General features: G+C 61.8%; 20 protein-coding genes. 13 read left to right on the forward strand and 7 right to left on the reverse strand.

Annotated elements, in window-relative coordinates; translation table 11 throughout:
• Positions 1-180: 180 nt before the first annotated feature.
• From SFY93_RS24780 to SFY93_RS24795, 4 genes are all read left to right on the forward strand, one after another.
• Positions 181-1,722 carry a WS/DGAT/MGAT family O-acyltransferase gene (locus SFY93_RS24780; RefSeq protein WP_320444975.1) on the forward strand — a complete coding sequence of 514 codons (1,542 nt, stop codon included), beginning with the start codon at positions 181-183 and terminating at the stop codon, positions 1,720-1,722.
• Between the two features lie 9 nt (positions 1,723-1,731).
• On the forward strand, positions 1,732-2,727 hold the full coding sequence (locus tag SFY93_RS24785; RefSeq protein ID WP_320444976.1) for an alpha/beta fold hydrolase: 996 nt from the start codon (positions 1,732-1,734) through the stop codon (positions 2,725-2,727).
• 109 nt (positions 2,728-2,836) lie between these two features.
• Positions 2,837-6,070: a bifunctional cytochrome P450/NADPH--P450 reductase gene (locus SFY93_RS24790; RefSeq protein WP_320444977.1), complete on the forward strand. Its 3,234-nt coding sequence runs from the start codon at positions 2,837-2,839 to the stop codon at positions 6,068-6,070.
• A gap of 166 nt (positions 6,071-6,236) precedes the next feature.
• Entirely contained in the window at positions 6,237-7,214 is a 978-nt protein-coding gene (locus SFY93_RS24795) for an alpha/beta hydrolase (RefSeq protein WP_320444978.1), read from the forward strand.
• A gap of 8 nt (positions 7,215-7,222) precedes the next feature.
• Here the strand turns inward: SFY93_RS24795 and SFY93_RS24800 are convergent, their stop codons facing one another.
• A complete protein-coding gene (locus tag SFY93_RS24800) occupies positions 7,223-7,474 on the reverse strand; it encodes a DUF6489 family protein (protein WP_068735746.1) in 252 nt (83 codons plus the stop codon).
• 116 nt (positions 7,475-7,590) lie between these two features.
• On the reverse strand, positions 7,591-8,844 hold the full coding sequence (locus SFY93_RS24805; protein ID WP_320444979.1) for an NAD(P)/FAD-dependent oxidoreductase: 1,254 nt from the start codon (positions 8,842-8,844) through the stop codon (positions 7,591-7,593).
• A gap of 252 nt (positions 8,845-9,096) precedes the next feature.
• Between SFY93_RS24805 and SFY93_RS24810 the strand changes: the two genes are divergently transcribed.
• The 5 genes from SFY93_RS24810 to SFY93_RS24830 all read left to right on the forward strand — a co-directional run bounded on the left by SFY93_RS24810 (position 9,097) and on the right by SFY93_RS24830 (position 14,952).
• Positions 9,097-10,704 carry an ABC transporter substrate-binding protein gene (locus SFY93_RS24810; RefSeq protein WP_320444980.1) on the forward strand — a complete coding sequence of 536 codons (1,608 nt, stop codon included), beginning with the start codon at positions 9,097-9,099 and terminating at the stop codon, positions 10,702-10,704.
• 30 nt (positions 10,705-10,734) lie between these two features.
• The gene (locus SFY93_RS24815; RefSeq protein WP_149531197.1) at positions 10,735-11,715 is read left to right on the forward strand and encodes an ABC transporter permease; all 981 of its coding nucleotides are present in this window, start codon (positions 10,735-10,737) and stop codon (positions 11,713-11,715) included.
• Positions 11,716-11,970: 255 nt separating this feature from the next.
• Positions 11,971-12,909, forward strand: coding sequence for an ABC transporter permease (locus tag SFY93_RS24820; RefSeq protein ID WP_320444981.1), 939 nt, complete (start codon positions 11,971-11,973; stop codon positions 12,907-12,909).
• A 25-nt stretch (positions 12,910-12,934) separates the two neighbouring features.
• Entirely contained in the window at positions 12,935-13,942 is a 1,008-nt protein-coding gene (locus tag SFY93_RS24825; protein ID WP_320444982.1) for an ABC transporter ATP-binding protein, read from the forward strand.
• Positions 13,939-14,952 (forward strand): ABC transporter ATP-binding protein, encoded by a 1,014-nt coding sequence (locus tag SFY93_RS24830; RefSeq protein WP_320444983.1) that lies wholly within the window; start codon positions 13,939-13,941, stop codon positions 14,950-14,952. Before SFY93_RS24825 ends, SFY93_RS24830 begins: the two co-directional genes overlap by 4 nt.
• 182 nt (positions 14,953-15,134) lie before the next feature.
• On the opposite strand, the gene recA is transcribed toward SFY93_RS24830, so the two are convergent.
• Positions 15,135-16,238, reverse strand: a complete 1,104-nt coding sequence (recA, locus tag SFY93_RS24835) for a recombinase RecA (protein ID WP_089265133.1) — start codon at positions 16,236-16,238, stop codon at positions 15,135-15,137.
• A gap of 1,592 nt (positions 16,239-17,830) precedes the next feature.
• On the opposite strand from recA, the gene SFY93_RS24840 reads away from it, so the two are divergent.
• Positions 17,831-18,055, forward strand: a complete 225-nt coding sequence (locus SFY93_RS24840) for a hypothetical protein (protein WP_320444984.1) — start codon at positions 17,831-17,833, stop codon at positions 18,053-18,055.
• Between the two features lie 142 nt (positions 18,056-18,197).
• Positions 18,198-18,425, forward strand: a complete 228-nt coding sequence (locus SFY93_RS24845) for a hypothetical protein (protein ID WP_068735728.1) — start codon at positions 18,198-18,200, stop codon at positions 18,423-18,425.
• Positions 18,426-18,465: 40 nt separating this feature from the next.
• Here SFY93_RS24845 and SFY93_RS24850 read toward each other — a convergent pair whose 3' ends face one another.
• Both SFY93_RS24850 and SFY93_RS24855 read right to left on the reverse strand, forming a co-directional pair.
• The gene (locus tag SFY93_RS24850; protein WP_309948116.1) at positions 18,466-18,903 is read right to left on the reverse strand and encodes an acyl-CoA thioesterase; all 438 of its coding nucleotides are present in this window, start codon (positions 18,901-18,903) and stop codon (positions 18,466-18,468) included.
• A 104-nt stretch (positions 18,904-19,007) separates the two neighbouring features.
• Positions 19,008-19,325 (reverse strand): hypothetical protein, encoded by a 318-nt coding sequence (locus tag SFY93_RS24855; protein WP_093756592.1) that lies wholly within the window; start codon positions 19,323-19,325, stop codon positions 19,008-19,010.
• Between the two features lie 294 nt (positions 19,326-19,619).
• Between SFY93_RS24855 and SFY93_RS24860 the strand changes: the two genes are divergently transcribed.
• Positions 19,620-19,829 (forward strand): DUF6894 family protein, encoded by a 210-nt coding sequence (locus SFY93_RS24860; RefSeq protein ID WP_089265143.1) that lies wholly within the window; start codon positions 19,620-19,622, stop codon positions 19,827-19,829.
• 89 nt (positions 19,830-19,918) lie between these two features.
• Here the strand turns inward: SFY93_RS24860 and SFY93_RS24865 are convergent, their stop codons facing one another.
• Together SFY93_RS24865 and SFY93_RS24870 are read right to left on the reverse strand one after the other, a co-directional pair.
• Positions 19,919-20,200 carry a hypothetical protein gene (locus SFY93_RS24865; protein WP_089265144.1) on the reverse strand — a complete coding sequence of 94 codons (282 nt, stop codon included), beginning with the start codon at positions 20,198-20,200 and terminating at the stop codon, positions 19,919-19,921.
• A gap of 147 nt (positions 20,201-20,347) precedes the next feature.
• Entirely contained in the window at positions 20,348-20,635 is a 288-nt protein-coding gene (locus SFY93_RS24870; protein WP_320447846.1) for an HdeA/HdeB family chaperone, read from the reverse strand.
• Positions 20,636-20,866: 231 nt separating this feature from the next.
• Here SFY93_RS24870 and SFY93_RS24875 point away from each other — a divergent pair, with 231 nt between their 5' ends.
• A complete protein-coding gene (locus tag SFY93_RS24875) occupies positions 20,867-21,106 on the forward strand; it encodes a PilZ domain-containing protein (protein ID WP_089265685.1) in 240 nt (79 codons plus the stop codon).
• The last annotated feature ends 1 nt before the right edge of the window (position 21,107 follow it).

The raw sequence follows: 21,107 nt of genomic DNA on the forward strand, positions 1-21,107 counted from the left end.
GCACCTGCCCTTTAAGTCGGCAAACCGGCGTCGCAACGCCTTGGCGACCCCAGCCTTAAGTCGTGGGCCTGGCCGGTCTCCGGCCTCGCCTTTGCCATTGCATATTCGCCCCGCGCGCAGGCACACTCATCGGTAGAACGCTGCAAAGGCGTCGGTCACCATGCGAGGGAGGGACGTATCATGGCGGAAGCCAGCAGGAAGCTGTCCTCAATGGACGCGTCGTTTCTGTATCTGGAAACGCCGGAGATGCCGATGCATGTCGGCAGCATGGCGATCTTTCGCCTGCCCGGCGATTACAAAGGCGACTTCTTCGAGGACTTCAAGGCGATGATCGCCTCGCGGCTGCATATGGCGCCGATCCTCAAGGCACGGCTGGAGAAGGCCCCGCTGGATATCGACCATCCCTCCTGGGTCGAGGACGACCAGTTCGACATCGACCGTCACATCTTTCGCGGCAGCCTGCCCGCCCCGCATGACCGCGCCACGCTGGAGCGCATCGTCGGCTGGATGCATGCCAAGCTCCTGAACCGCGCCCGGCCGCTGTGGGAGTTCTATGTCTTCGAGGGAATGAAGGACAACGAGATCGGCCTGTATTCGAAGATGCACCATGCCTGCATCGACGGCGGCGCCGGCGCCGCGCTCACCAGCATGATCTATGACGTGACGCCGATCCCGCGCGAGATCGAGAAGCCGGAAGTCCGCGCCAAATTGCGTCAGGAGCCGCGCGATATTGCGGCGAGCTTCATCGATTCCTATCAGCAGCTCTGGCGCCAGCCGCTGGAAGGCGCCGGCAAGGGCATCGAACTGCCACGTTCGGGCAAAAGCGACATCGGCTCGATCCTGTTTGACAACGCCATGTTCCAGATCGAGAGCGCGGTGAAATTCGCAGGCTCGATTCCGACCATGGTAAAGAGCGCCTCCGACGTGCTGGCAAAGATCGCCGATCCGAAATCGCGCGACAGTCTCAACAGCATGCTCTCGCCGCCGACGCTGCTCAACAAGACGATCTCGTCCGAGCGTAGCTTTGCCGGCGTGTCGGTGCCGTTGTCCGCCGCCAAGGCCGTGGCCAAGCAGGCGGGCGGCAAGCTCAACGACGTGGTGCTGGCGCTCTCGTCAGGCGTTGTCCGGTGCTACCTCAAGGAAAAAGGCGCCCTGCCCGCCAAGTCCCTGACTGCCGCGGTGCCGATCTCGCTGCGCGAGGAAGGCAACACCGATTCCAACAATCAGGTGTTCGGCATGATCTGCTCGATCGCCAGCAATATCGAGGACCCAAAGGAGCGGCTGGAAGCGATCATCGCGCAATCGACCAAGTCCAAGGAGATGTCGCATCCGCTACGCGCATTGATGCCGCAGGTCTCCAACATCTCCATGCTGGGCGCACCGATCATGGTGCAGATCCTGGCGCTGCTCTACAGCCGCACCAACCTCTCCGACGTGTTGCCGCCGGCGGCCAACATCACGGTGTCCAACGTGCCCGGTCCGCGGCAGACACTCTATGCGGCCGGCGCCGAGCTGCTGCACATCTTCCCGGTCTCCATCGCCACCCATGGGCTGGCGCTGAACATCACCGTGCAGAGCTATCGCGACCAGCTCGATTTCGGCTTCATTGCCGGCGCCAACATCATCCCGCATGTGCAGGTGCTCGCCGACATGATGCCGGACGAATTCGCGCTGCTGCAGGCGGCGTTTGCGCCGCCCGACGTTCTCAAGACCGCCAGCTAGGGAATAACCATGATTGAAATGCCCCCGTTGCAGTTCGCCAAGCTGAATGGCATTCGCATGGGATATTACGATGCCGGCCCCATGAGCGACACGCCGCCTGTGGTGCTGTGCCATGGCTGGCCGGAAATGGCGTTCTCCTGGCGGCATCAGATCAAGGCACTGGCTGCCGCCGGCATCCGCGTCATCGCGCCGGACCAGCGCGGTTATGGCGCGACGTCGCGCCCCGACGCCGTCGAGGATTACAGTATCGAACATCTCACCGGCGATCTCGTCGCATTGCTCGATCATCTCAAGATCGACAAGGCGATCTTCGTCGGCCACGACTGGGGCGGCTTCATCGTCTGGCAGATGCCGCTGCGGCATCGCGATCGCGTCGCCGGCGTGGTCGGCGTGAATACGCCGCACACCGATCGCGCACCGGTCGATCCGTTGCAGATCTATAAAAAGCGCTTCGGCGAGACGATGTATATCGTCCAGTTTCAGGATCCCGCGCACGAGCCGGATCGCATCTTCGGCGAGAATGTCGACAAGGCCTTCGACTTCTTCATGCGCAAGCCGATGCCGCGCAAGCACGCCAATGTTGGCGAAGCGCCGGTCGGCGGCATCGGCGCGTCGTCGAAGACCAATCTGGCGTTTCCGCAGATGGTCGCTGCTTACGATCCCGGGAAGGACCCGCGCCAGAAGATTCTCTCCGACGAGGAAAAGAAGATCTTCGTCGACGCCTTCAAGGAATCCGGTTTCACCGGCGGCATCAACTGGTATCGCAACATGAGCGCCAACTGGGCGCGCGCCGAGGGGCTCGATCACACCGTGCGCGTGCCGTCGCTGATGATCATGGCGGAGAACGACGCGGTACTGCCGCCCTCCTCCGCCGACGGCATGGAGAACATCATTCCCGACCTGGAGAAATATCTGGTGAAGGACAGCGGCCACTGGACCCAACAAGAGAAGCCCGATGAGGTCAGCCAGGTGCTGATTGACTGGCGGCGGAGACGATTTGGATGATCCGTAGGATGGGTAGAGCTCATGCGAAACCCATCACGGCCGGGTGCAGGATTTTGATGGGTTTCGCGAAGACGCTCTACCCATCCTACGCAACAGGAAACGCTTGAGAATGTCCTCCACCAATAAACTCGCCCCGATCCCGCATCCGCCGAAGAAGCCGGTGGTGGGCAATATGCTGTCGCTGGACGCCAATGCGCCGGTGCAGGATCTGGCGCGGCTGGCCAAGGAGCTCGGGCCGATCTTCTGGCTGGACATGATGGGCTCACCCATCGTCATCGTCGGCGGCCACGATCTGGTGGACGAGCTCAGCGACGAGAAGCGCTTCGACAAGGCGGTGCGCGGCGCGCTGCGCCGGGTCCGCGCGGTCGGGGGCGACGGGCTGTTCACGGCGGATACGAAAGAGCCGAACTGGACCAAGGCCCACAACATCCTGCTGCAGCCGTTCGGCAACCGCGCGATGCAGTCCTATCACCCGAGCATGGTGGATATCGCCGAGCAGCTGGTGAAGAAATGGGAACGCCTCAACACCGACGAGGAGATCGACGTCGTCCATGACATGACGGCGCTGACGCTGGACACGATCGGCCTGTGCGGTTTCGACTATCGCTTCAACTCGTTCTACCGCAGCGACTATCACCCCTTCGTGGAATCGCTGGTGCGCTCGCTCGAGACCATCATGATGACCCGCGGCCTGCCGCTGGAAAGTCTGTGGATGCAGAAGCGCCGCCGCGATCTCGCCGGCGACGTCGCTTTCATGAACTCCATGGTCGATGAGATCATTGCCGAGCGCCGCAAGGCGGCCGAGGCAGCGGACGGCAAGAAGGACATGCTAGCGGCGATGATGACCGGCGTCGACCGCGCCACCGGCGAACAGCTCGACGACGTCAACATCCGCTACCAGATCAACACTTTCCTGATCGCCGGCCACGAGACCACCTCGGGCCTGCTGTCTTGTGCGATCTACGCGATGCTGAAACATCCGGAGGTGCTGAAGAAGGCCTATGAGGAAGTCGACCGCGTGTTCGGCCCCGACGTCAACGCCAAGCCGACCTATCAGCAGGTCACGCAGCTGCATTACATCACGCAGATCCTCAAGGAGTCGCTGCGGCTGTGGCCGCCGGCACCGGCCTATGGCATCGCGCCGGTGCAGGACGAGGCCATCGGCGGCGGCAAATACAAATTGCGCAAAGGCACCTTCGTCACCATCCTGGTGCTGGCGCTGCATCGCGATCCCTCGGTCTGGGGATCCAATCCCGATGCCTTCGATCCCGAAAATTTTTCAAAGGAGGCCGAAGCGGCGCGGCCGATCAACGCCTGGAAACCATTCGGCAACGGCCAGCGCGCCTGTATCGGCCGCGGCTTCGCCATGCATGAAGCCGCGCTGGCGCTCGGCATGATCCTGCAGCGCTTCAAGATGACCGACCACAGACGCTACCAGATGGTGCTGAAGGAAACGCTGACCATCAAACCCGACGGTTTCAAGATCAAGGTGCGCCCGCGCCACGATCACGAGCGCGGCGCCTATGCCGGCCGCACAAACGTGGCCACCTCGGCTGCCGCGCCACTCGCGCCAGTTGCCACGGGTCGCGCGCGGCCCAGCCACAACACACCGCTGCTGGTGCTGTATGGCTCCAATCTCGGCACCGCCGAGGAACTGGCGACACGCGTCGCCGATCTCGCCGAGGTCAATGGCTTTGCGACCAAGCTCGCACCGCTGGATGACTTTGTCGGCAAACTGCCGACCGAGGGCGGCGTGCTGATCTTCTGCGCGTCCTACAACGGCGCGGCGCCGGACAATGCGACGCAATTCGTCAACTGGCTCAGTACTGACCTGCCGAAGGACGCCTTTGCCAAGGTGCGCTACGCCGTGTTCGGCTGTGGCAACAGCGACTGGCTCGCGACCTATCAGTCGATCCCGCGCACTATCGACGACAAGCTGCGCGAACATGGTGCCACCAACGCCTATGTCCGCGGCGAAGGCGATGCGCGCGACGATCTCGACGGTCAGTTCGAGGACTGGTTCGCGAAACTGCGTCCGCTCGCGGTGAAGGAATTCGGCCTCGACACCGGCTTCGAGCGCAGCGCCGACGATGCACCACTCTATCAGATCGAACCTGTCGCGCCGAGCGCGGTGAACACCGTCGTCGCCCTCGGCGGCGTGGTACCGATGAAGGTGCTGGGCAACAGGGAATTGCAGAACGGTGCGTCGGATCGCTCGACACGTCATATCGAGATCGAGCTGCCTGCCGGGACCAGCTACCGCGCCGGCGACCACCTCAGCGTGGTGCCGCGCAACGATCCCGCGCTTGTCGATGCGGTCGCGCGCCGTTTCGGCTTCCTGCCGGACGACCAGATTCGGCTGCAGGTCGCGACGGGCCGCCGCGCGCAATTGCCTGTCGGTGATGTCGTCTCTGTCGGCCGATTGCTGACAGAGTTCGTCGAGCTGCAGCAGGTCGCCACCCGCAAGCAGATCCAGATCATGGCGGAGAACGCCCGCTGCCCGATGACCAGACCGAAACTGCTCGGTTATATCGGCGACGATCCCGCCGCAAGCGAGCGCTATCGCAGTGACATCCTCGCCAAACGCAAATCGGTGTTCGACCTCCTCGAAGAACATCCGGCCTGCGAATTGCCGTTCCACACCTATCTGGAAATGCTGTCGCTGCTGGCGCCGCGCTATTACTCGATCTCGTCGTCGCCGCAGGGTGAGACGGCACGCTGCAGCGTCACCACGGCAGTGGTCCAGGGCCCCGCGCATTCTGGCCGCGGCATCTACAAGGGCGTCTGCTCCAACTATCTCAGCGGCCGCCGCGCCGGCGATACCGTGCATGCCATCGTGCGCGAGACCAAGGCCGGTTTCCGCCTGCCCGACGATCCCCTCGTGCCGCTCATCATGATCGGACCGGGTACGGGTCTCGCGCCGTTCCGGGGCTTCCTGCAGGAACGCGCCGCACTCAAGGCGCAAGGCGCGACACTCGGCCCTGCGCTGCTGTTCTTCGGCTGCCGCCATCCCGATCAGGACTTTCTCTATGCCGAGGAGCTGAAGGGTTTCGCCGCCGATGGTATCTGTGAACTACACACCGCCTTCTCGCGCGGCGATGTGCCGAAGACCTATGTGCAGCACCTCATCACCCAGCAGAAGGACCGCGTCTGGGATCTGATTGAGCAAGGCGCCATTACTTATGTCTGCGGCGATGGCGGCAAGATGGAGCCGGATGTGAAAGCGGCGCTGATGGCGATCCAGCGCGAACGCAGCGGCGGCGATGACGCTGCGGCGCTGACCTGGATCGACGATCTCGGCACACGCAATCGCTACGTGCTCGACGTCTGGGCCGGGAGTTAGCGAGAGGCTGATACCAGTTCCATTGTCACAATCGGTGTCACAAAAGCCCGCGCGCACTGTCATAATTGCCATACGCGCAATCTCTCATTAATCGCTGCGACGATTTGTTTGGCGCATGACGCGGTTGTCACTTTTTCGCAGGGACTTTCCGTGTCATATGTTTGACATGAGCCCACGTTCCGCCCGATCCCCCGAACCGATTGATGTCCCGTACGAGCCGCCACAGCTGGCGCGCGCGAACGGCATCGATATCTGTTACGACATCTTCGGATATTCGGATGCGGAACCGATGGTGATGATTATGGGCCTCGGCGCCCAGATGATTCACTGGGACGACGACTTCTGCCGCGAATTGGCCAGCAATGGCTTTCGCGTGATCCGCTTCGACAACCGCGACATCGGCCTGTCCTCCAAGATGGCCGGCGGCAAGCCGTTCACTCTGTACGAACTGGCCAAGCTGCGTTTTCTCGGCACGCCTGTCTCGGCCCCCTACAAGCTGAGCGACATGGCGACCGATGTGGTCGCCCTGCTCGACGTGCTGCGGATCCGCTCCGCGCATGTGGTTGGCGCCTCCATGGGCGGCATGATCGCGCAGGAAATGGCGATCACCTATCCGGAGCGCCTGCGCTCGCTGACCTCGATCATGTCGACCACCGGCAATCCGCGCCTGCCGCAGCCGAGCCGCGCGGTGTCACTGTTGCTGCTGAAGCCACAGCCGACCGGCTATGAGGCGTTCCTCGAACGCTTCAAGCAGACCTGGCTGTTCCTGCGCGTTGGCAGCTTCCCCGACGACGAAGCCAGGGATCTCGACCGCGCCGAGCGGACCTATGCGCGTGGCCTGAGCCCGGCCGGTGTCGGCCGGCAACTCCGCGCCATTCTCGCTTCGGGCAGCCGTAAAGAAAGACTCGCCACGGTCACCGCGCCGACGCTGGTGATCCACGGCAAGATCGATCCTCTGGTGCATCCGGCCGCTGGCCGCGACACAGCGGCGTCGATTCCCGGCGCAAAGCTGATGATGGTCGACCGGATGGGCCACGCTCTGCCGATCTCGATGTGGTCCCTGGTGATCGACGCCATCTCGCGGCATGCGCATGGCGCGAAGCTGCAGCAGCCGCTGCAGGTCAACGCGCGCCGCGCGGGCTGAGCCCGCGTCTACTTCTTGTCCTTCGGCTTCACGCCGAGGCCGGCCATGTTGGCGAACATCTCCTGGAAGCGCTCGCCCATCTTCGGATCGAACGAGAACCAGCTCTGCATGATCGACTCCGGCGAGAACTTGTCGATGTTGTCCATCATCTTTTTCTGCATCTGATCCATCATCGCCGACTGCATCGGCTGCACATCAGGCAGCCCCAGGAATTCGCGCGCCTCAAGCGGCGTACAGTCCACGGTGACGATCACTTTCATTATCAGCTCCTGAGGCAAACCGGCCGCTCACGCGAACATGGCGGCGCAGTGGCAGTATCGCCGCTGACGCCTGCCCGATGCAAGCGATGTGACATCTACATTGCAGTTGCGAGATGTCAGCCGAAGCGTTCGGCCGCGAAGGCCTTGGGATCGGTGAAGGGCGTGACGCCCGTCACCATGTCCGCAATCAGACGGCCGGTCACCGGCCCCAGCGTGAAGCCATGATGCTGGTGGCCGAAATCGAACCACAGGCCCTTGTGGCGCGGCGCCTTGCCGATCACCGGCAGCATGTCCGGCAGGCAGGGCCGCGCGCCCATCCAGGGCTTCGCCTCGACGGGATTGCCGAGCGGGAAGGTCTGCCGTGCGATCGGCAGCGCCCGCTCGATCTGCGCCGGCGTCGGCGGCGCATCGCGGAGCGCGAACTCGGCGCCGGTGGTCAGGCGGATGCCGCGATTCATCGGCGCCAACAGATAGCCGCGATCGGCATCGAGCACCGGATGGCGCAGCACCGCATTGCCGGATGGCGCCAGATGGATGTGATAGCCGCGCTTGCTCTTGAGCGGGATATTGTAGCCGAGCGGCCGAAACACCTGATCCGACCATGGCCCGAGCGCGACCACCACATCGCGCGCGACCAGCGCCCCGTTCGGCCCGGCCACGCGCCATTTGCCGTCGCTCTGCTCCAGCGTCCGGGCATCGGCAGCAATGAAGCGACCACCCTTGCGGATGAACAGCGCGGCATAGGCTTTTGCGAGGCCGCCGGGATCGGGCACGAAGCCCGGCGACGTCCAGTGGATGGCACCGGCAAAATCGGTGGACAGGTTCGGCTCCTGCTCCGCAATGGCGGCGGCGTCCAGAACGTCGCCCGGTACGCCATAGGCGCGATGGCGCTCGAGATCCGCGATTCCCTTCGCGAGACTCGCCTCGCAGCGAAACGCGTTGATCCATCCCATCCGGCGCAGCAGCTCCGGCACGCCAGCCTCCGCGATCAAGGCCTCGTGCTCGATCAGGCTGCGCTGGATCAGCGGCAGCGCCGCCATCGCACTGCGGAGTGCTCCCTCAGGCGACGAGTTCAGGAAATATCTGACGATCCATGGCAGCATGCCGGGCAGCGCGTTGAGATGATAGTGCACCTCGGGCGCGCGGTTCAGCGCATATTTAAAGAGCTTGGTGAGATCGCGCGGCAGCATATAAGGGAAAACCGAACAGCACTGGATCAGCCCGGCATTGCCATAGCTGGTTTCCTCGCCGGCCTTCTCATGCCGGTCGACCAGCACCACATTGCGGCCGCGCGCCTGCAGATGCAGCGCCGCCGACACACCGACCATACCTGCGCCGAGCACAAGCACATCAGCCTTGAGTTCCGCCATTCCTGCTCCGAAATCTTGCCGTTCTGGCGGTCCTGTTAGCGCAGTGTCGTGACCGAATGATGCACGCACGCAATGCGTAGAATTGCTTATACCCAATCCTAGCAAGGATTGCGCCAGCCACTTCATTGTGCAGCGCATAGCTGACAAATGCTGCTTGCGCGGCGTGCAATCTCCGCCAACAATGTGACACTCGCTCAACGGCAGGCGGCCGCGTGGTGATGCAATCGCGGTTATGCAATGGAGAAGCTCAGTATGTCGATCCGTCAGACGTTCATTGCCGCCGCTGCATCGCTGATCGCCTTCGCCACACTTTCTGCCCCCATACTGCCCGCCTCCGCACAAACGCTGCGCTATGCCAATCAGGGCGACTTGAAATCGCTCGATCCCTATACGCTGCGCGAAACCACGACGATTGCTCATCACGGCCAGGTCTATGAAGGCCTTGTCGGGCGCGGCAAGGATCTGCAGATCATCCCGGCGCTCGCCGAGAGCTGGGAAACACCGGAGCCGACGCGCTGGCGCTTCCATCTGCGCAAGGGTGTCAAATTCCACAATGGCGACCCCTTCACCGCCGACGACGTCGTGTTCTCCGCTGACCGCGTGCGCGCCAAGGGCTCCGACTTCACGACGGTCATTCCGGCCGATGCCAAGGTGCTCAAAATCGACGACTACACCGTCGATTTCGTGCTGACCAAGCCCAATCCCATCCTGACGTCGCAATGGGACGTCTGGTACATCATGGACAAGAAATGGGCGGAGGCGAACAATGCCAACGCGCCGACGCCGGCCGCGGCGACCTCGCCAAGCTTCGCGTCGTTGAATGCGAATGGCACGGGCCCCTTCACCATCGAAAGCCATCAGCCGGGCGTGAAGACGGTCTTCAAGGTCAATCCTAACTGGTGGGGCAAGCCCGAGCATAATCTCAAGGAGATCATCTTCACGCCGATCGCCTCCGATGCCACCCGCGTCGCGGCGCTGCTGTCCGGCGAAGTCGACATCATCGAGCCGGTGCCAGTGCAGGACATCGCCCGCGTCAATGGATCAGCCAACGCCGCCGTGATGGCCGGGCCGGAGCTGCGCACCATCTTCCTCGGCATGGACCAGATTCGCGACGAGCTTCTTTTCTCGAATATCAAGGGCAAGAACCCGTTCAAGGACATCCGCGTCCGCGAGGCCTTCTACAAGGCCATCGACATCGAACTGATCAAGAGCCGCGTCATGCGCGGCCTGTCGACACCATCCGCTTTGATGATCGCGCCGCCGCTGTTCAAGCTCTCCGGCGACTTCACGCGGCCGAAATACGACGCCGACGGCGCCAAGAAACTGCTGGCCGATGCCGGCTATGCCGACGGATTCGAAGTCGGCATGGATTGCCCGAATGATCGTTATGTCAACGACGCCGCGATCTGTCAGGCCGTGGTCGGCATGCTCGCGCGCATCGGCGTCAAGGTCACGCTGAACGCGCAGCCGAAGGCGCTGTATTTTGCCAAGGTCTTCAAGACCGGCGGCTTCAACACCTCATTCTATCTGCTCGGCTGGACACCGGGCACGCAGGATTCGCACAATGTGATGCATGACATCATGGGCTGTCGCGACGATCCCGCGAGCCCGCGCGGCGCCACCAATCTCGGCGGTTATTGCAACAAGGATTTCGACGCCCTCACCGACAAGGTGCTGCAGGAGACCGACACCGCCAAGCGCGACCAGCTCATCAAACAGGCCTATGAGATCGCCGCCAAGGACTGGGCCTATATCCCGCTGCATCAGCAAGCGCTGGCCTGGGGCGTCTCCAAGAAGGTGAAGATCGTGCAGCGCCCAGACAATCAGGTGCTGCCATACTGGGCGGTGAAGCAGGACTAGGCGGCACCCAGCGGAAAGCGAAGGTCACGCATGCTCGCTTTCATCCTGCGCCGCGCATTGCAGTCCATTGGTGTGATGATCGCCGTCGGCATCATCGCCTTCACCATGTTCCGCTTTGCCGGCGATCCGGTGAACCAGATGGTGGCGATCGACACCACGCCGGCGCAGCGCGCCGAGGTGCGCGCGTCGCTTGGCCTCGACGATCCTGTCCCGGTGCAATTCGCGCGCTACTTCATCAATGCCGTGCAGTTCAAGTTCGGCGTCTCCTACCAGTTTCGTCAGCCGGTCTCGGCGCTGCTGAAGGAGCGCATGCCGGCGACGCTGGAGCTCGCCACCTGCGCCACCGTGATCGCCATGGTGTTCGGCATCCTGATGGGCATCTATTCGGCGCTGCGGAAGGATTCGTTCTTCGCCAAGGTGCTGCAGGCGGTGTCGCTGATCGGCATCTCGCTGCCGACCTTCCTGATTGGCATTCTCTTGATCTATCTCTTCGCGGTGACACTCGGCTGGCTGCCCTCCTTCGGGCGCGGCGATGTCGTGAAATTCGGCTGGTGGACCACCGGCCTGCTGACGATCTCCGGCCTGAAGGCGCTGATCATGCCATCGGTGACGCTCGGCCTGTTCCAGATGACGCTGATCATGCGCCTCGTCCGCGCCGAGATGCTGGAGGTGCTGCGCACCGACTATATCCGCTTCGCCCGCGCCCGCGGCCTGACCACCCGCGCGATCCATTTCGGCCATGCACTGAAGAACACGCTGGTGCCGGTCATCACCGTCGCCGGGTTGCAATTCGGCTCGGTCATCGCCTTCGCCATCATTACCGAGACGGTGTTCCAGTGGCCGGGTATGGGGCTGCTGTTCGTGCAGGCCGTGCAGAATGTCGATATCCCGATCATGGCGGCCTATCTCCTGGTGGTGTCGCTGATCTTCGTCACCATCAACCTGATTGTGGACATCCTCTACACCATCGTCGATCCGCGCCTGCGCGCGACGATCAACCGGCCGGCATGAGGGGGAACGCATGACTCAAGCACGTTGCAACCTCATCCCTCGCGTTCGCGCAAGTTCTCTCAGTCTGTCGTCCCCGTCTAGCACGCCAAAGGCGTGCGCGGGGCGGGGACCCATAACCGCCGTGCGCGTAGTTAAAACGCGGCCTCACCCACAGCACCTCACCGCGAGCTCGGTGGTTATGGATCCCCGCCTTCGCGGGGATGACAACTGTAAGCCTAGTGCACTCCAGCGGAGCGCGAACATGCGGAGCGCACCATGACCGACGCGCCCCTCCCCCACACACCCTCCCTCCTCGCCCGCGCCATCGACAGCGACATCTTCTATTCGTTCCGCCGCTCCAAGCTCACAATGGTCGCGGCTGCGATCGTGTTCGTGCTGCTGATGATGGCGCTGTTTGCGCCTGTGCTGGTGGTGCAGAATCCGTTCGATCCGGCGCAGCTCGAACTGATCAACTCGCGCATCGCGCCGCTCTGGACGGCGGAAGGCCAGAGGCCGTTCCTGCTCGGCACTGACGAACAGGGCCGCGACATCTATTCGGCGATTCTTTACGGCATGCGGATCTCGCTGGTGGTTGGCGTGCTCGGCGTCAGTTTCGCCGCGGTGCTCGGCATCGGGCTCGGCCTGATCGCCGGCTATGTCGGTGGCGCCGTCGACAGCCTGATCATGCGCATCGCCGATGTGCAGCTCACCTTTCCGGCGATCCTGATCGCGCTGCTCATCGACGGCGTCGTGAAGTCCGCACTCGGTAATCATCTCGATGCGTCGACCACGCTGATCGTGCTGGTGGTGGCCATCGGGCTGAGTTTCTGGGTGCAATATGCCCGCACCGTGCGCGGCTCGGTGATGGTGGAGAAGAACAAGGACTATGTCGCCGCGGCGCAGCTGATCGGCCTGCCCGCGCGCGTCATCATGATCCGCCATGTGCTGCCGAATACCATGGGGCCGATCCTGGTGATCGCCACCATCAATCTGGCGCTGGCCATCATCACCGAGGCGACGCTGTCGTTTCTCGGCTCCGGCATGCCCGACACCATGCCGTCGCTGGGCACGCTGATCCGCATCGGCAACAACTATCTGTTCTCCGGCGAATGGTGGGTCATCGCCTTTCCCGGCCTCGCGCTGGCCTCGCTGATCCTGTCGATCAATCTGCTCGGCGACTGGCTGCGCGATGCGCTGAACCCGAAGCTGCAATGATGTCTCACCTCAAGCAGTGCCCGACATGAGCGTGCCCGTCCTCTCCGTGCGCAACTTGTGCGTTGAATTCGCCAGCCGACGCGGCGCGCTGCGTGCCATCGACGGCGTGTCCTTCGACATCGCCAAGGGCGAGGTGCTGGGCGTGGTCGGCGAATCCGGCGCCGGCAAATCGGTGACGGGGCTTGCGGCCATCGGCCTGATCGATCCGCCCGGGCGCATCTCAGGCGGCGAGATCCTGCTGTCGGGTCTGCGCATCGACAATCTGCCGCCGGAGCAGATGCGCCGGATTCGCGGCAAACGCATCGCGATGATCTTTCAAGATCCGCTGACCAGCCTCAATCCGCTGTATCGCATTGGCGACCAGCTGGTGGAGACGATCCGCACCCATCTCAACATGAACGAGACGCAGGCACGCAAGCGCGCGGTGGATCTGCTCGCCGAGGTCGGCATTCCCGCGCCGGACAAGCGCGTCGATGCCTATCCGCATGAATTTTCCGGCGGCATGCGACAGCGCGTGGTGATCGCGCTGGCGATCGCGGCCGAGCCCGAACTGATCATCGCGGACGAGCCGACCACCGCGCTCGACGTTTCCGTGCAGGCGCAGATCATTGCGCTGATCAAACGGCTCGGCCGCGACCACGGCACGGCGGTGATGCTGGTCACCCACGACATGGGTGTCATCGCCGAGACATCCGACCGCGTCGCCGTGATGTATTCCGGGCGCATCGCCGAGATCGGCCCGGTGCGCGACGTGGTGCAGAACCCGCTGCATCCCTACGCCAAGGGACTGATGGGCGCGATCCCGACGCTGACGGGCGACGCCTCGCAGCGGCTGGTGCAGATTCCAGGCTCAATGCCGCGGCTGTCTGCCATTCCGCAGGGCTGTGCGTTTAATCCGCGCTGCAGTTTCGCGTTCGACCGCTGCCGCACCGAGCGGCCTGAACCTATCGCCGTCGGCGCGCAGCAGGTCGCCTGCCACCTCTATGATCCCAATCATCTCCATGACCACGCTCCTGCGGAGAGCGCGGCATGACGGCGCTGGTGCAGGCACGCAATCTCAAACGCGCATTCGACGTCTCGAAGCCGTGGCTCAACCGCGTCATCGAGCGCAGTCCGATGGAGTTTCTGAAGGCCGTCGACGGCGTCTCGTTCGAGATCAAGCGCGGCGAGACCTTTGCGCTGGTCGGCGAATCCGGTTCGGGCAAGAGCACGGTGGCGCGGATGGTGGTCGGGCTGCTGCCGCCGACATCCGGCGACGTCATCATCGACGGCGTCTCGATGAGCGATCCCGGGCAGGCCGGCGCGCGCAAGCTGCTGCGCAAGCGCATCCAGATGATCTTCCAGGATCCCTATGCGAGCCTCAATCCGCGGCTGCGCGTCGATGCGATCATCGCCGAACCGATCCGCGCCTTCGATCTCATTCAGGGCGAGCGCGACATTCGCGCCCGCGTCGGCGAATTGTTGACGCTGGTGGGCCTGCATCCCGACGACGGGCAGAAATACCCGCATCAGTTCTCCGGCGGCCAGCGCCAGCGTATCGCGATTGCCCGCGCACTCGCATCGGAGGCCGAGTTCATCGTCTGCGACGAGCCGACCTCAGCGCTGGATGTCTCGGTGCAGGCGCAAATTCTCAACCTGATGCGCGAACTGCAGGACAAATTCGGCCTGACCTATCTGTTTATCAGCCACAACCTTGCTGTGGTCAGGCACATGGCTGACCGGATCGGCGTGATGTATCTCGGCCGCATCGTGGAGATTGCGGAAGGGCGCGAACTCTTCCGCGCGCCGCGCATGCCTTATACGCGCATGCTGCTGGGCGCTGTGCCGGATCTGGCCATGTCAGGTCGCGCACGCATCGCGGTCTCCGGCGAGATTCCCAATCCGATCGATCCGCCCTCCGGCTGCACGTTTCATCCGCGCTGCCCGGAAGTGTTCGATCTCTGTCGCAAAGTCGTGCCGGATCTGGTCGACGGCGTCGCCTGTCATGCGGTCAACAAACTGATCGCGCCGCCAAGCGAAGCTGTCCCCGCCGCGCGGCGATAATTGCGATCAGCGCGCACCCAGATCAGGACGCCTGAAACGACAACGCGGCAGGCACCGCAGGGTATCGGCAACAGACCCCCACAGCACCCACCGCGAAATCATTCAGCCGAAAATCTCGGCTGCAAGATCGGTCCGGCAAGATCACTGCGCATGAACGTCAGTGCGTCTCCGGACCGATCCGATCAATCTTCGGCCGGCTCCTCGCCGTCACCGCCGTCTTCGTCGCGCTCGATGGGACCGGCGAGAATCTGCTCGGCGATCAGGCCGGAATTCTGCCGGATCGAGGCTTCGATCTTGGCGGTCATGTCCGGATTGGCCTTCAGGAAGGCCTTGGAATTCTCCCGGCCCTGGCCGAGACGCTGGCTGTCATAAGAGAACCAGGCGCCGGACTTCTCGACGATTCCCGCTTTCACGCCGAGATCGAGGATTTCGCCCATCTTGGAGACGCCTTCGCCATACATGATGTCGAATTCGACCTGCTTGAAAGGCGGTGCCAGCTTGTTCTTCACCACCTTGACGCGGGTCGAGTTACCAACGACCTCGTCGCGCTCCTTGATCGCGCCGATGCGGCGGATGTCGAGACGGACCGAGGCGTAGAATTTCAGCGCATTGCCGCCGGTGGTGGTTTCCGGCGAGCCATACATCACACCGATCTTCATGCGGATCTGGTTGATGAAGATCACCATCGTATTGGATTTGTTGATCGAGGCAGTCAGCTTGCGCAGCGCCTGGCTCATCAAGCGAGCCTGCAGGCCCGGCAGCGCGTCGCCCATTTCGCCTTCGAGTTCGGCGCGCGGCACCAGCGCTGCCACGGAGTCGATGATCAGCACGTCCACCGCGCCGGAGCGCACCAGCGTGTCGGCGATTTCCAGCGCCTGTTCGCCGTGATCCGGCTGCGAGATCAGGAGCTCATCGACATTGACGCCCAGCTTGCGGGCATAGACCGGGTCGAGCGCATGTTCGGCGTCGATGAAGGCGCAGATGCCGCCCTTCTTCTGGGCTTCCGCGGCGCAATGCAGCGCCAAGGTCGTCTTGCCCGAGGATTCCGGTCCGTAGATCTCGATCACGCGGCCCTTGGGCAGCCCGCCGACGCCGAGCGCGATATCGAGGCCGAGCGAGCCCGACGAAATCACCTCGATGTCCATCGACCGGTCGTTCTTGCCGAGCTTCATCACCGAGCCCTTGCCGAACTGGCGCTCGATCTGGGAGAGCGCGGCCGACAGGGCCTTGGTCTTGTCCATGGAGGATCCTTCAACGATACGCAGGGCAGTCGGAGTGGTAGCCATTGATCTAGCTCCTTATGAAGGGATTCGCGACAGGACAAACGGCAAGCGCCAAAGGATGGCGGCGCTGTTCGGGCTGAAAACAACGTACCCCATCTGTTCTATGTTCGCAATATGTTCTTTTGAGAATTTTGGGTACTGGCCTGTTTCCGACCGCAGTGGCCTATTTTTAGATTGGCAGTGGCCTGGTTCCAATTTTGCCGTAATTGTTAAGCTTCATTAACGCAACCTAAGGAGGTTGCAACGATGAATGACACGACTGTTTTCCACGCTTTCAAAAACGGCGTTTGGATGGGCATTGGAACTAGGCAGGCAATCGTTGCGCGAGGCTACGACTGCGATGACGCGGTCCTGTGGTGCTCAAAAGATCTCCTGATCAACGGCTGGCGAGATCGGTAGCTTGAGTATGTCCAACGATGCCCCAACAAGCTTACGGATGGGTTTTGGCTACGATCAAGCTCGTGCATCTGGCTTAGGTGGCATTAGGCGGGACCGTTCGCCGAACCAAGTTAACCGCGAGATTAGCGATCGAAAGATTGCCAACCAGATTCGAACTGAAGTGGAGCGCGACCCCGAATGGGGGCCGTTTGTCGCCCATTGGGTAACTGAGAAATTGAAGCCGCAGGAAATTCTACAAGCTCTTTGGAACGCTCAATTTGATGAGTGGTGCAGAAGGAAGCGGCGGCAAAATAGGTATCTCAGATTTTAAAAGGCCGCCTCAATGGGCGACCTCTTTCATTTTGCACCTTCGTTACCAGTCCAGTAGCTGTAAGCCGTGAGGTCATGTCGGGCGATCCCGAGCAGTACGTCTCGACCAGCTACGCGGAGCGCCAGGACCTCTCGCTGCGCATAGGATCGCGCCGCGGACCAAAAGCGCTTTCATAAACATTTCGAATAGTGAGGGAATCCAAGATGGCCGTAAAAGCGATCGATATCGAGGGCAAGTGGCAGTTTGCCAGCATAACTGCAGCCAAGATGTTTATGATCCAATCCTGAAAAACACACCGATCTCGCAACGCGTTACACCCGATGAGTTCCTAAGCTTAAAAGCTCTATACGAGGCCTATTGCGCAAAAACCAATTGGCCTCTTCCATCTCCTCCGAAGGAATTTTATCCGATGCTAGAAAAAGGTCGCGGCTTCGCGACCAGGTGCTTCGGGTTAGTTTTCGAGAACGGGAAAACTGAAAGGTTTTCGCTGGACAAAGCTCTCAGTGCTGTCGCCAACTGAAACAGTGGCCTGCTTTAATTCAGCGAGTGGCGATGACGAACCCTCGAATAGCCATAGCGTGTCTAATTCTCGTGGTCCTGATGGCAGCCTTCTTCGTGGCCGATATGCACTCCTCATGCAAACAAGAGCATGGGCCAGACTACAAGTGCTATCCGGGCGGCCGACGGCTGGTCCGGTAGTCGCTGCCAAGTGGCCTGTTTCGAAATTGTGAGTGACCTATTTCGGCCAGTACCGGAATTTCGGTACTGGCGTGTTTCCGGCCGTAGTGGCCTAGTTTGAAAATGGCATTGACCTATGTTGGATATGTTGTCCGCCGTAAACGACAGGCAGCCTGTTTCACGAATTCGAACTTACCGAAGTCGCGCCATGCCCTTCTCTGCATTCCTGGCCCGAATTAAAAAGCTCATTCTTGTAGATGAGTCAGAGCATTACGCTGCCATCGAGCGTGGCTTTCGGGACGGCTCGTTGCATCAGCCCGTCAACCCCATGTCGGATGCTGAGCTGGCCAAGGCCATAGCCGAATTCACGAAGACGCAACCTTCGGCCGGGAGCATCAAAGTCCTGGGCGGGCGCTTCAATCCAAAGAAGTAAGGCCCGCCTTCGCGGACGGCCCTTTCGCAACGAAGACCCCGCCCTCATCGATTCCATCGACGGAGAGCGCGTTTTCGCGCCGAGACGGAGTCTGGACAGGTCCTCGCCGTCACTTTAGAACGCTTCTAGCCAGGGAGCGTAGATGCCCAAGCCAAAGAAAACCGCCGCCGAACTTCAGAAGATCATTCGAGAAGCCGCCGCAATCGCCGGGCCATGGCCCAAGAACATGAGCGTGATCATCTATTCGCTGGATGACAGCTGGCGCGTCATCGTCAGCTACTCGGATCCGGCACAGACCCCTTTTCGCGACCGGTTGATGGAGATCTGCCGGGGGCTCGCCCATTTCTACGATCTGGACGAGCCAGCCTAGAGTCGCCCGGCGCCGCGCACCGGCCCACGTCACCTGTGCCTTATCCCGCGAGATGCGTTTCGCGCGTGGCGATCAAATCGCGGATCGGCTGCGCGATCGGTACCGGGCGATGGGTCTTCTGATCGGTATTGACCCAGACGATCTCACCCGTCGCAAACAGATCGTCGGCTGCGCGCGCGAAGATGCCGAGCTCGAACACCAGACTGGAATTGCCGATCCGCGCCACCCGCGCAGCGACATCCAGCTCCTGATCGAACAGGATCGGCGCCTTGTATTCGATCACCGATTTGACGACGTGAAAGTCGACGCCGCTCGCCTTGGCATCGGCAAACTGGTCATAGCCGAGCGCACGAAAATATTCGGTGATGGTCGTGTCGAAGTAAGTGAGATAGTGCGCGTTGAACACGACGCCCTGGCCGTCGATCTCGGAATAGCGCACCCGAAACGGGTGGAAGAACCAGAACCGGTCGCGTGACATATGCCCCTCGCCTATGTGCGGCGGCTTCGTTCTCCGCCCTGATGCTCCCCTAGCCTCTCTTGCGCGGCGAAGCCAGCCGCCGCAGGGAGACGTCATGCCGCAACTCAGCTCCGCTTGATGGCCTTCAGCACAATGAAAATGTGCGACGCTGCGATGATTACCGACGCCAGCATGAGTCCGAGATTGGCGCCATGAACCTTCTCCGGTGCGAAGGTTGTCGCCGTCCAGATGATCAAGCGCACCGTCAGCATAAAAACGACCATGCCCCACAGTGCAATCCGCTTCGGCGCATCCCATGTCGGCTTGCCGTCGAAGCCCCACTGCATCGCAACGCGCTCACCTGCAATCCGCGGCTCGCCATAGAGGTTGCACCCGATCATCACGACCAGAGCACACGCAAATACGATATCGGCCGACGACATGATTGCCCCATATGTGAAATCGCGGCCGGATGACTCCCGTATCTCATCCCATCATACCGCAACGATCATGGCGCCCGATACAATGGCCGCCTTCGATGACAACCCAGAGATGCATCACGGTTCCGAAAGCGGATCCCTGCACGCGACGGGCTGCGCAAAAAAACCGTTTATTTGCCGCAAATTTTGCACATTTCTATCGACGCACGGAACAAGTTAGTTTAGCGGTATCATTGTCTTACAGCAACCTCAGGTGCTGCAAGCCATTTACACGCGCGCCAGCTGTGGTCGTTTCCCGTGCCTCGATATTTCTTTCATATTATCGCCGAAAACACGTTCCTCGACGAAGAAGGGACGAGCTTCAAGGACGATCAGGAAGCGATGCTGCACGCACGTCAGCTCGCATCGGAGATGGTGCGCAGCCTCGGCGTCGTGAGGGGCGCGATCGTCGTCGAGAATGAAGACAGCGGCGGATTGTTCGAAGTGCCGCTGTCCTGGAGCAACTGACACAGGCGCATATGTCAGTGGCCGCGCGCAGGCTTCAGTCCATTTGCGCGCCCGGCGGCACGAGCCGCCGATGCCACGTCATGGCCTGATCAATTCGCAGCGCTGCCGGTCTTGGTGCGTGGCTGTTTAGCGGGTGCAGCCGCCTTCGGCGCATCGCTGCGCACATTGCCCCATGGATCGGCCGCGGCTTTGGTGTCGGGAATCTTGCGCAGCGACTCGCGATACGCCTTCTCGGTGATCGCGTCCTGCTCCTTCTCCTCCGCCGACTTGGACTTCACCTCCGGCATCAGGTTCATCATCTGCGCGGCGGCCGGTCCGGTCAGAAGCGCGAGCGCTGCGACGACGCTGAATAGTTTGCTGGATCGTTTCATGGCACCAAAGCTCCGTGAATTTCGGAGGGGTTATACCACTGGCCATTCGGGCACGCCAAGCACCTGGCGCAGGGCACCCCGTCGTGCCTCACGCAGGTTGAAACCTTCGGAAACCGAGAAACCCGGGCGCTGGCTCGGGATTGGAGCCTAGTCGCCTAGCACTTTCTCCGCGGCCGTCACGATGCTGATGGTCGGGTGCGCCGCGCAATAGGTGCCGAACTTCTTGGCGTTCTCGACGAACACCTCGGTGTCGATGATCGCATCGTCCGAGTCGCCCTTGTACCAGCCGTCCATCCAGGTCAGCACCATCTTGATCTCGTCGGGACCGGATTCGACGAATTGCTTGCAGGACATGGTGGACAGATCGAGCACGACAGCCTGGGCCGGCGCGGCAGACATGGCAGCGGCAGTCAGAAACGCGCAGGCGAATTTCATCATGATCCCCTTCCCCCAAAAAATGACGCCGGCCGATGGCTGGCCCGAGCGTTCTCAGCCCGACGGTATCATGGAGCCCATTTCCTTGATTTGATATTTTTATGAAATATTCTGATCCTCCAGAACTTCACGAAGGATGAAAAGGCGGGTCGGGATTTCTGCGATCGGCTTTATCGGCCGGCAAGATCGCGGTGCTAGACGTGGCGCATGCAGACGATGCGGACGACAACCATGATCGAGAAACGAACGGCTCCACGACACCGGGTTCTGAAGCGCGGCACGCTGGCCTTTGGCGGCGGCGGTATCGATTGCACCGTCCGCAACCTCTCGGCCTCTGGCGCGCGTGTCGATATCGCGAGCCCACTCGGCTTGCCCTCGAATTTCATGCTGGTGATCGAGGCGGATCACTTCATCCGCCGCTGCCGTCCGGTCTGGAATAACGACCGCCAGCTTGGCGTGGCGTTCGAGTAGG

The sequence above is a fragment of the Tardiphaga sp. 42S5 genome (genome assembly GCF_034044155.1).
Taxonomy (GTDB): domain Bacteria; phylum Pseudomonadota; class Alphaproteobacteria; order Rhizobiales; family Xanthobacteraceae; genus Tardiphaga; species Tardiphaga robiniae.

Bases quoted from the DNA above. Each gene is read 5' to 3' on its own strand.
- SFY93_RS24780 (WP_320444975.1), top strand. From the start codon at position 181: ATGGCGGAAGCCAGCAGGAAGCTGTCCTCAATGGACGCGTCGTTTCTG.
- SFY93_RS24785 (WP_320444976.1), top strand. From the start codon at position 1,732: ATGATTGAAATGCCCCCGTTGCAGTTCGCCAAGCTGAATGGCATTCGC.
- SFY93_RS24790 (WP_320444977.1), top strand. From the start codon at position 2,837: ATGTCCTCCACCAATAAACTCGCCCCGATCCCGCATCCGCCGAAGAAG.
- SFY93_RS24795 (WP_320444978.1), top strand. From the start codon at position 6,237: ATGAGCCCACGTTCCGCCCGATCCCCCGAACCGATTGATGTCCCGTAC.
- SFY93_RS24800 (WP_068735746.1), bottom strand. From the start codon at position 7,474: ATGAAAGTGATCGTCACCGTGGACTGTACGCCGCTTGAGGCGCGCGAA.
- SFY93_RS24805 (WP_320444979.1), bottom strand. From the start codon at position 8,844: ATGGCGGAACTCAAGGCTGATGTGCTTGTGCTCGGCGCAGGTATGGTC.
- SFY93_RS24810 (WP_320444980.1), top strand. From the start codon at position 9,097: ATGTCGATCCGTCAGACGTTCATTGCCGCCGCTGCATCGCTGATCGCC.
- SFY93_RS24815 (WP_149531197.1), top strand. From the start codon at position 10,735: ATGCTCGCTTTCATCCTGCGCCGCGCATTGCAGTCCATTGGTGTGATG.
- SFY93_RS24820 (WP_320444981.1), top strand. From the start codon at position 11,971: ATGACCGACGCGCCCCTCCCCCACACACCCTCCCTCCTCGCCCGCGCC.
- SFY93_RS24825 (WP_320444982.1), top strand. From the start codon at position 12,935: ATGAGCGTGCCCGTCCTCTCCGTGCGCAACTTGTGCGTTGAATTCGCC.
- SFY93_RS24830 (WP_320444983.1), top strand. From the start codon at position 13,939: ATGACGGCGCTGGTGCAGGCACGCAATCTCAAACGCGCATTCGACGTC.
- recA (WP_089265133.1), bottom strand. From the start codon at position 16,238: ATGGCTACCACTCCGACTGCCCTGCGTATCGTTGAAGGATCCTCCATG.
- SFY93_RS24840 (WP_320444984.1), top strand. From the start codon at position 17,831: ATGCCCTTCTCTGCATTCCTGGCCCGAATTAAAAAGCTCATTCTTGTA.
- SFY93_RS24845 (WP_068735728.1), top strand. From the start codon at position 18,198: ATGCCCAAGCCAAAGAAAACCGCCGCCGAACTTCAGAAGATCATTCGA.
- SFY93_RS24850 (WP_309948116.1), bottom strand. From the start codon at position 18,903: ATGTCACGCGACCGGTTCTGGTTCTTCCACCCGTTTCGGGTGCGCTAT.
- SFY93_RS24855 (WP_093756592.1), bottom strand. From the start codon at position 19,325: ATGTCGTCGGCCGATATCGTATTTGCGTGTGCTCTGGTCGTGATGATC.
- SFY93_RS24865 (WP_089265144.1), bottom strand. From the start codon at position 20,200: ATGAAACGATCCAGCAAACTATTCAGCGTCGTCGCAGCGCTCGCGCTT.
- SFY93_RS24870 (WP_320447846.1), bottom strand. From the start codon at position 20,635: ATGAAATTCGCCTGCGCGTTTCTGACTGCCGCTGCCATGTCTGCCGCG.
- SFY93_RS24875 (WP_089265685.1), top strand. From the start codon at position 20,867: ATGATCGAGAAACGAACGGCTCCACGACACCGGGTTCTGAAGCGCGGC.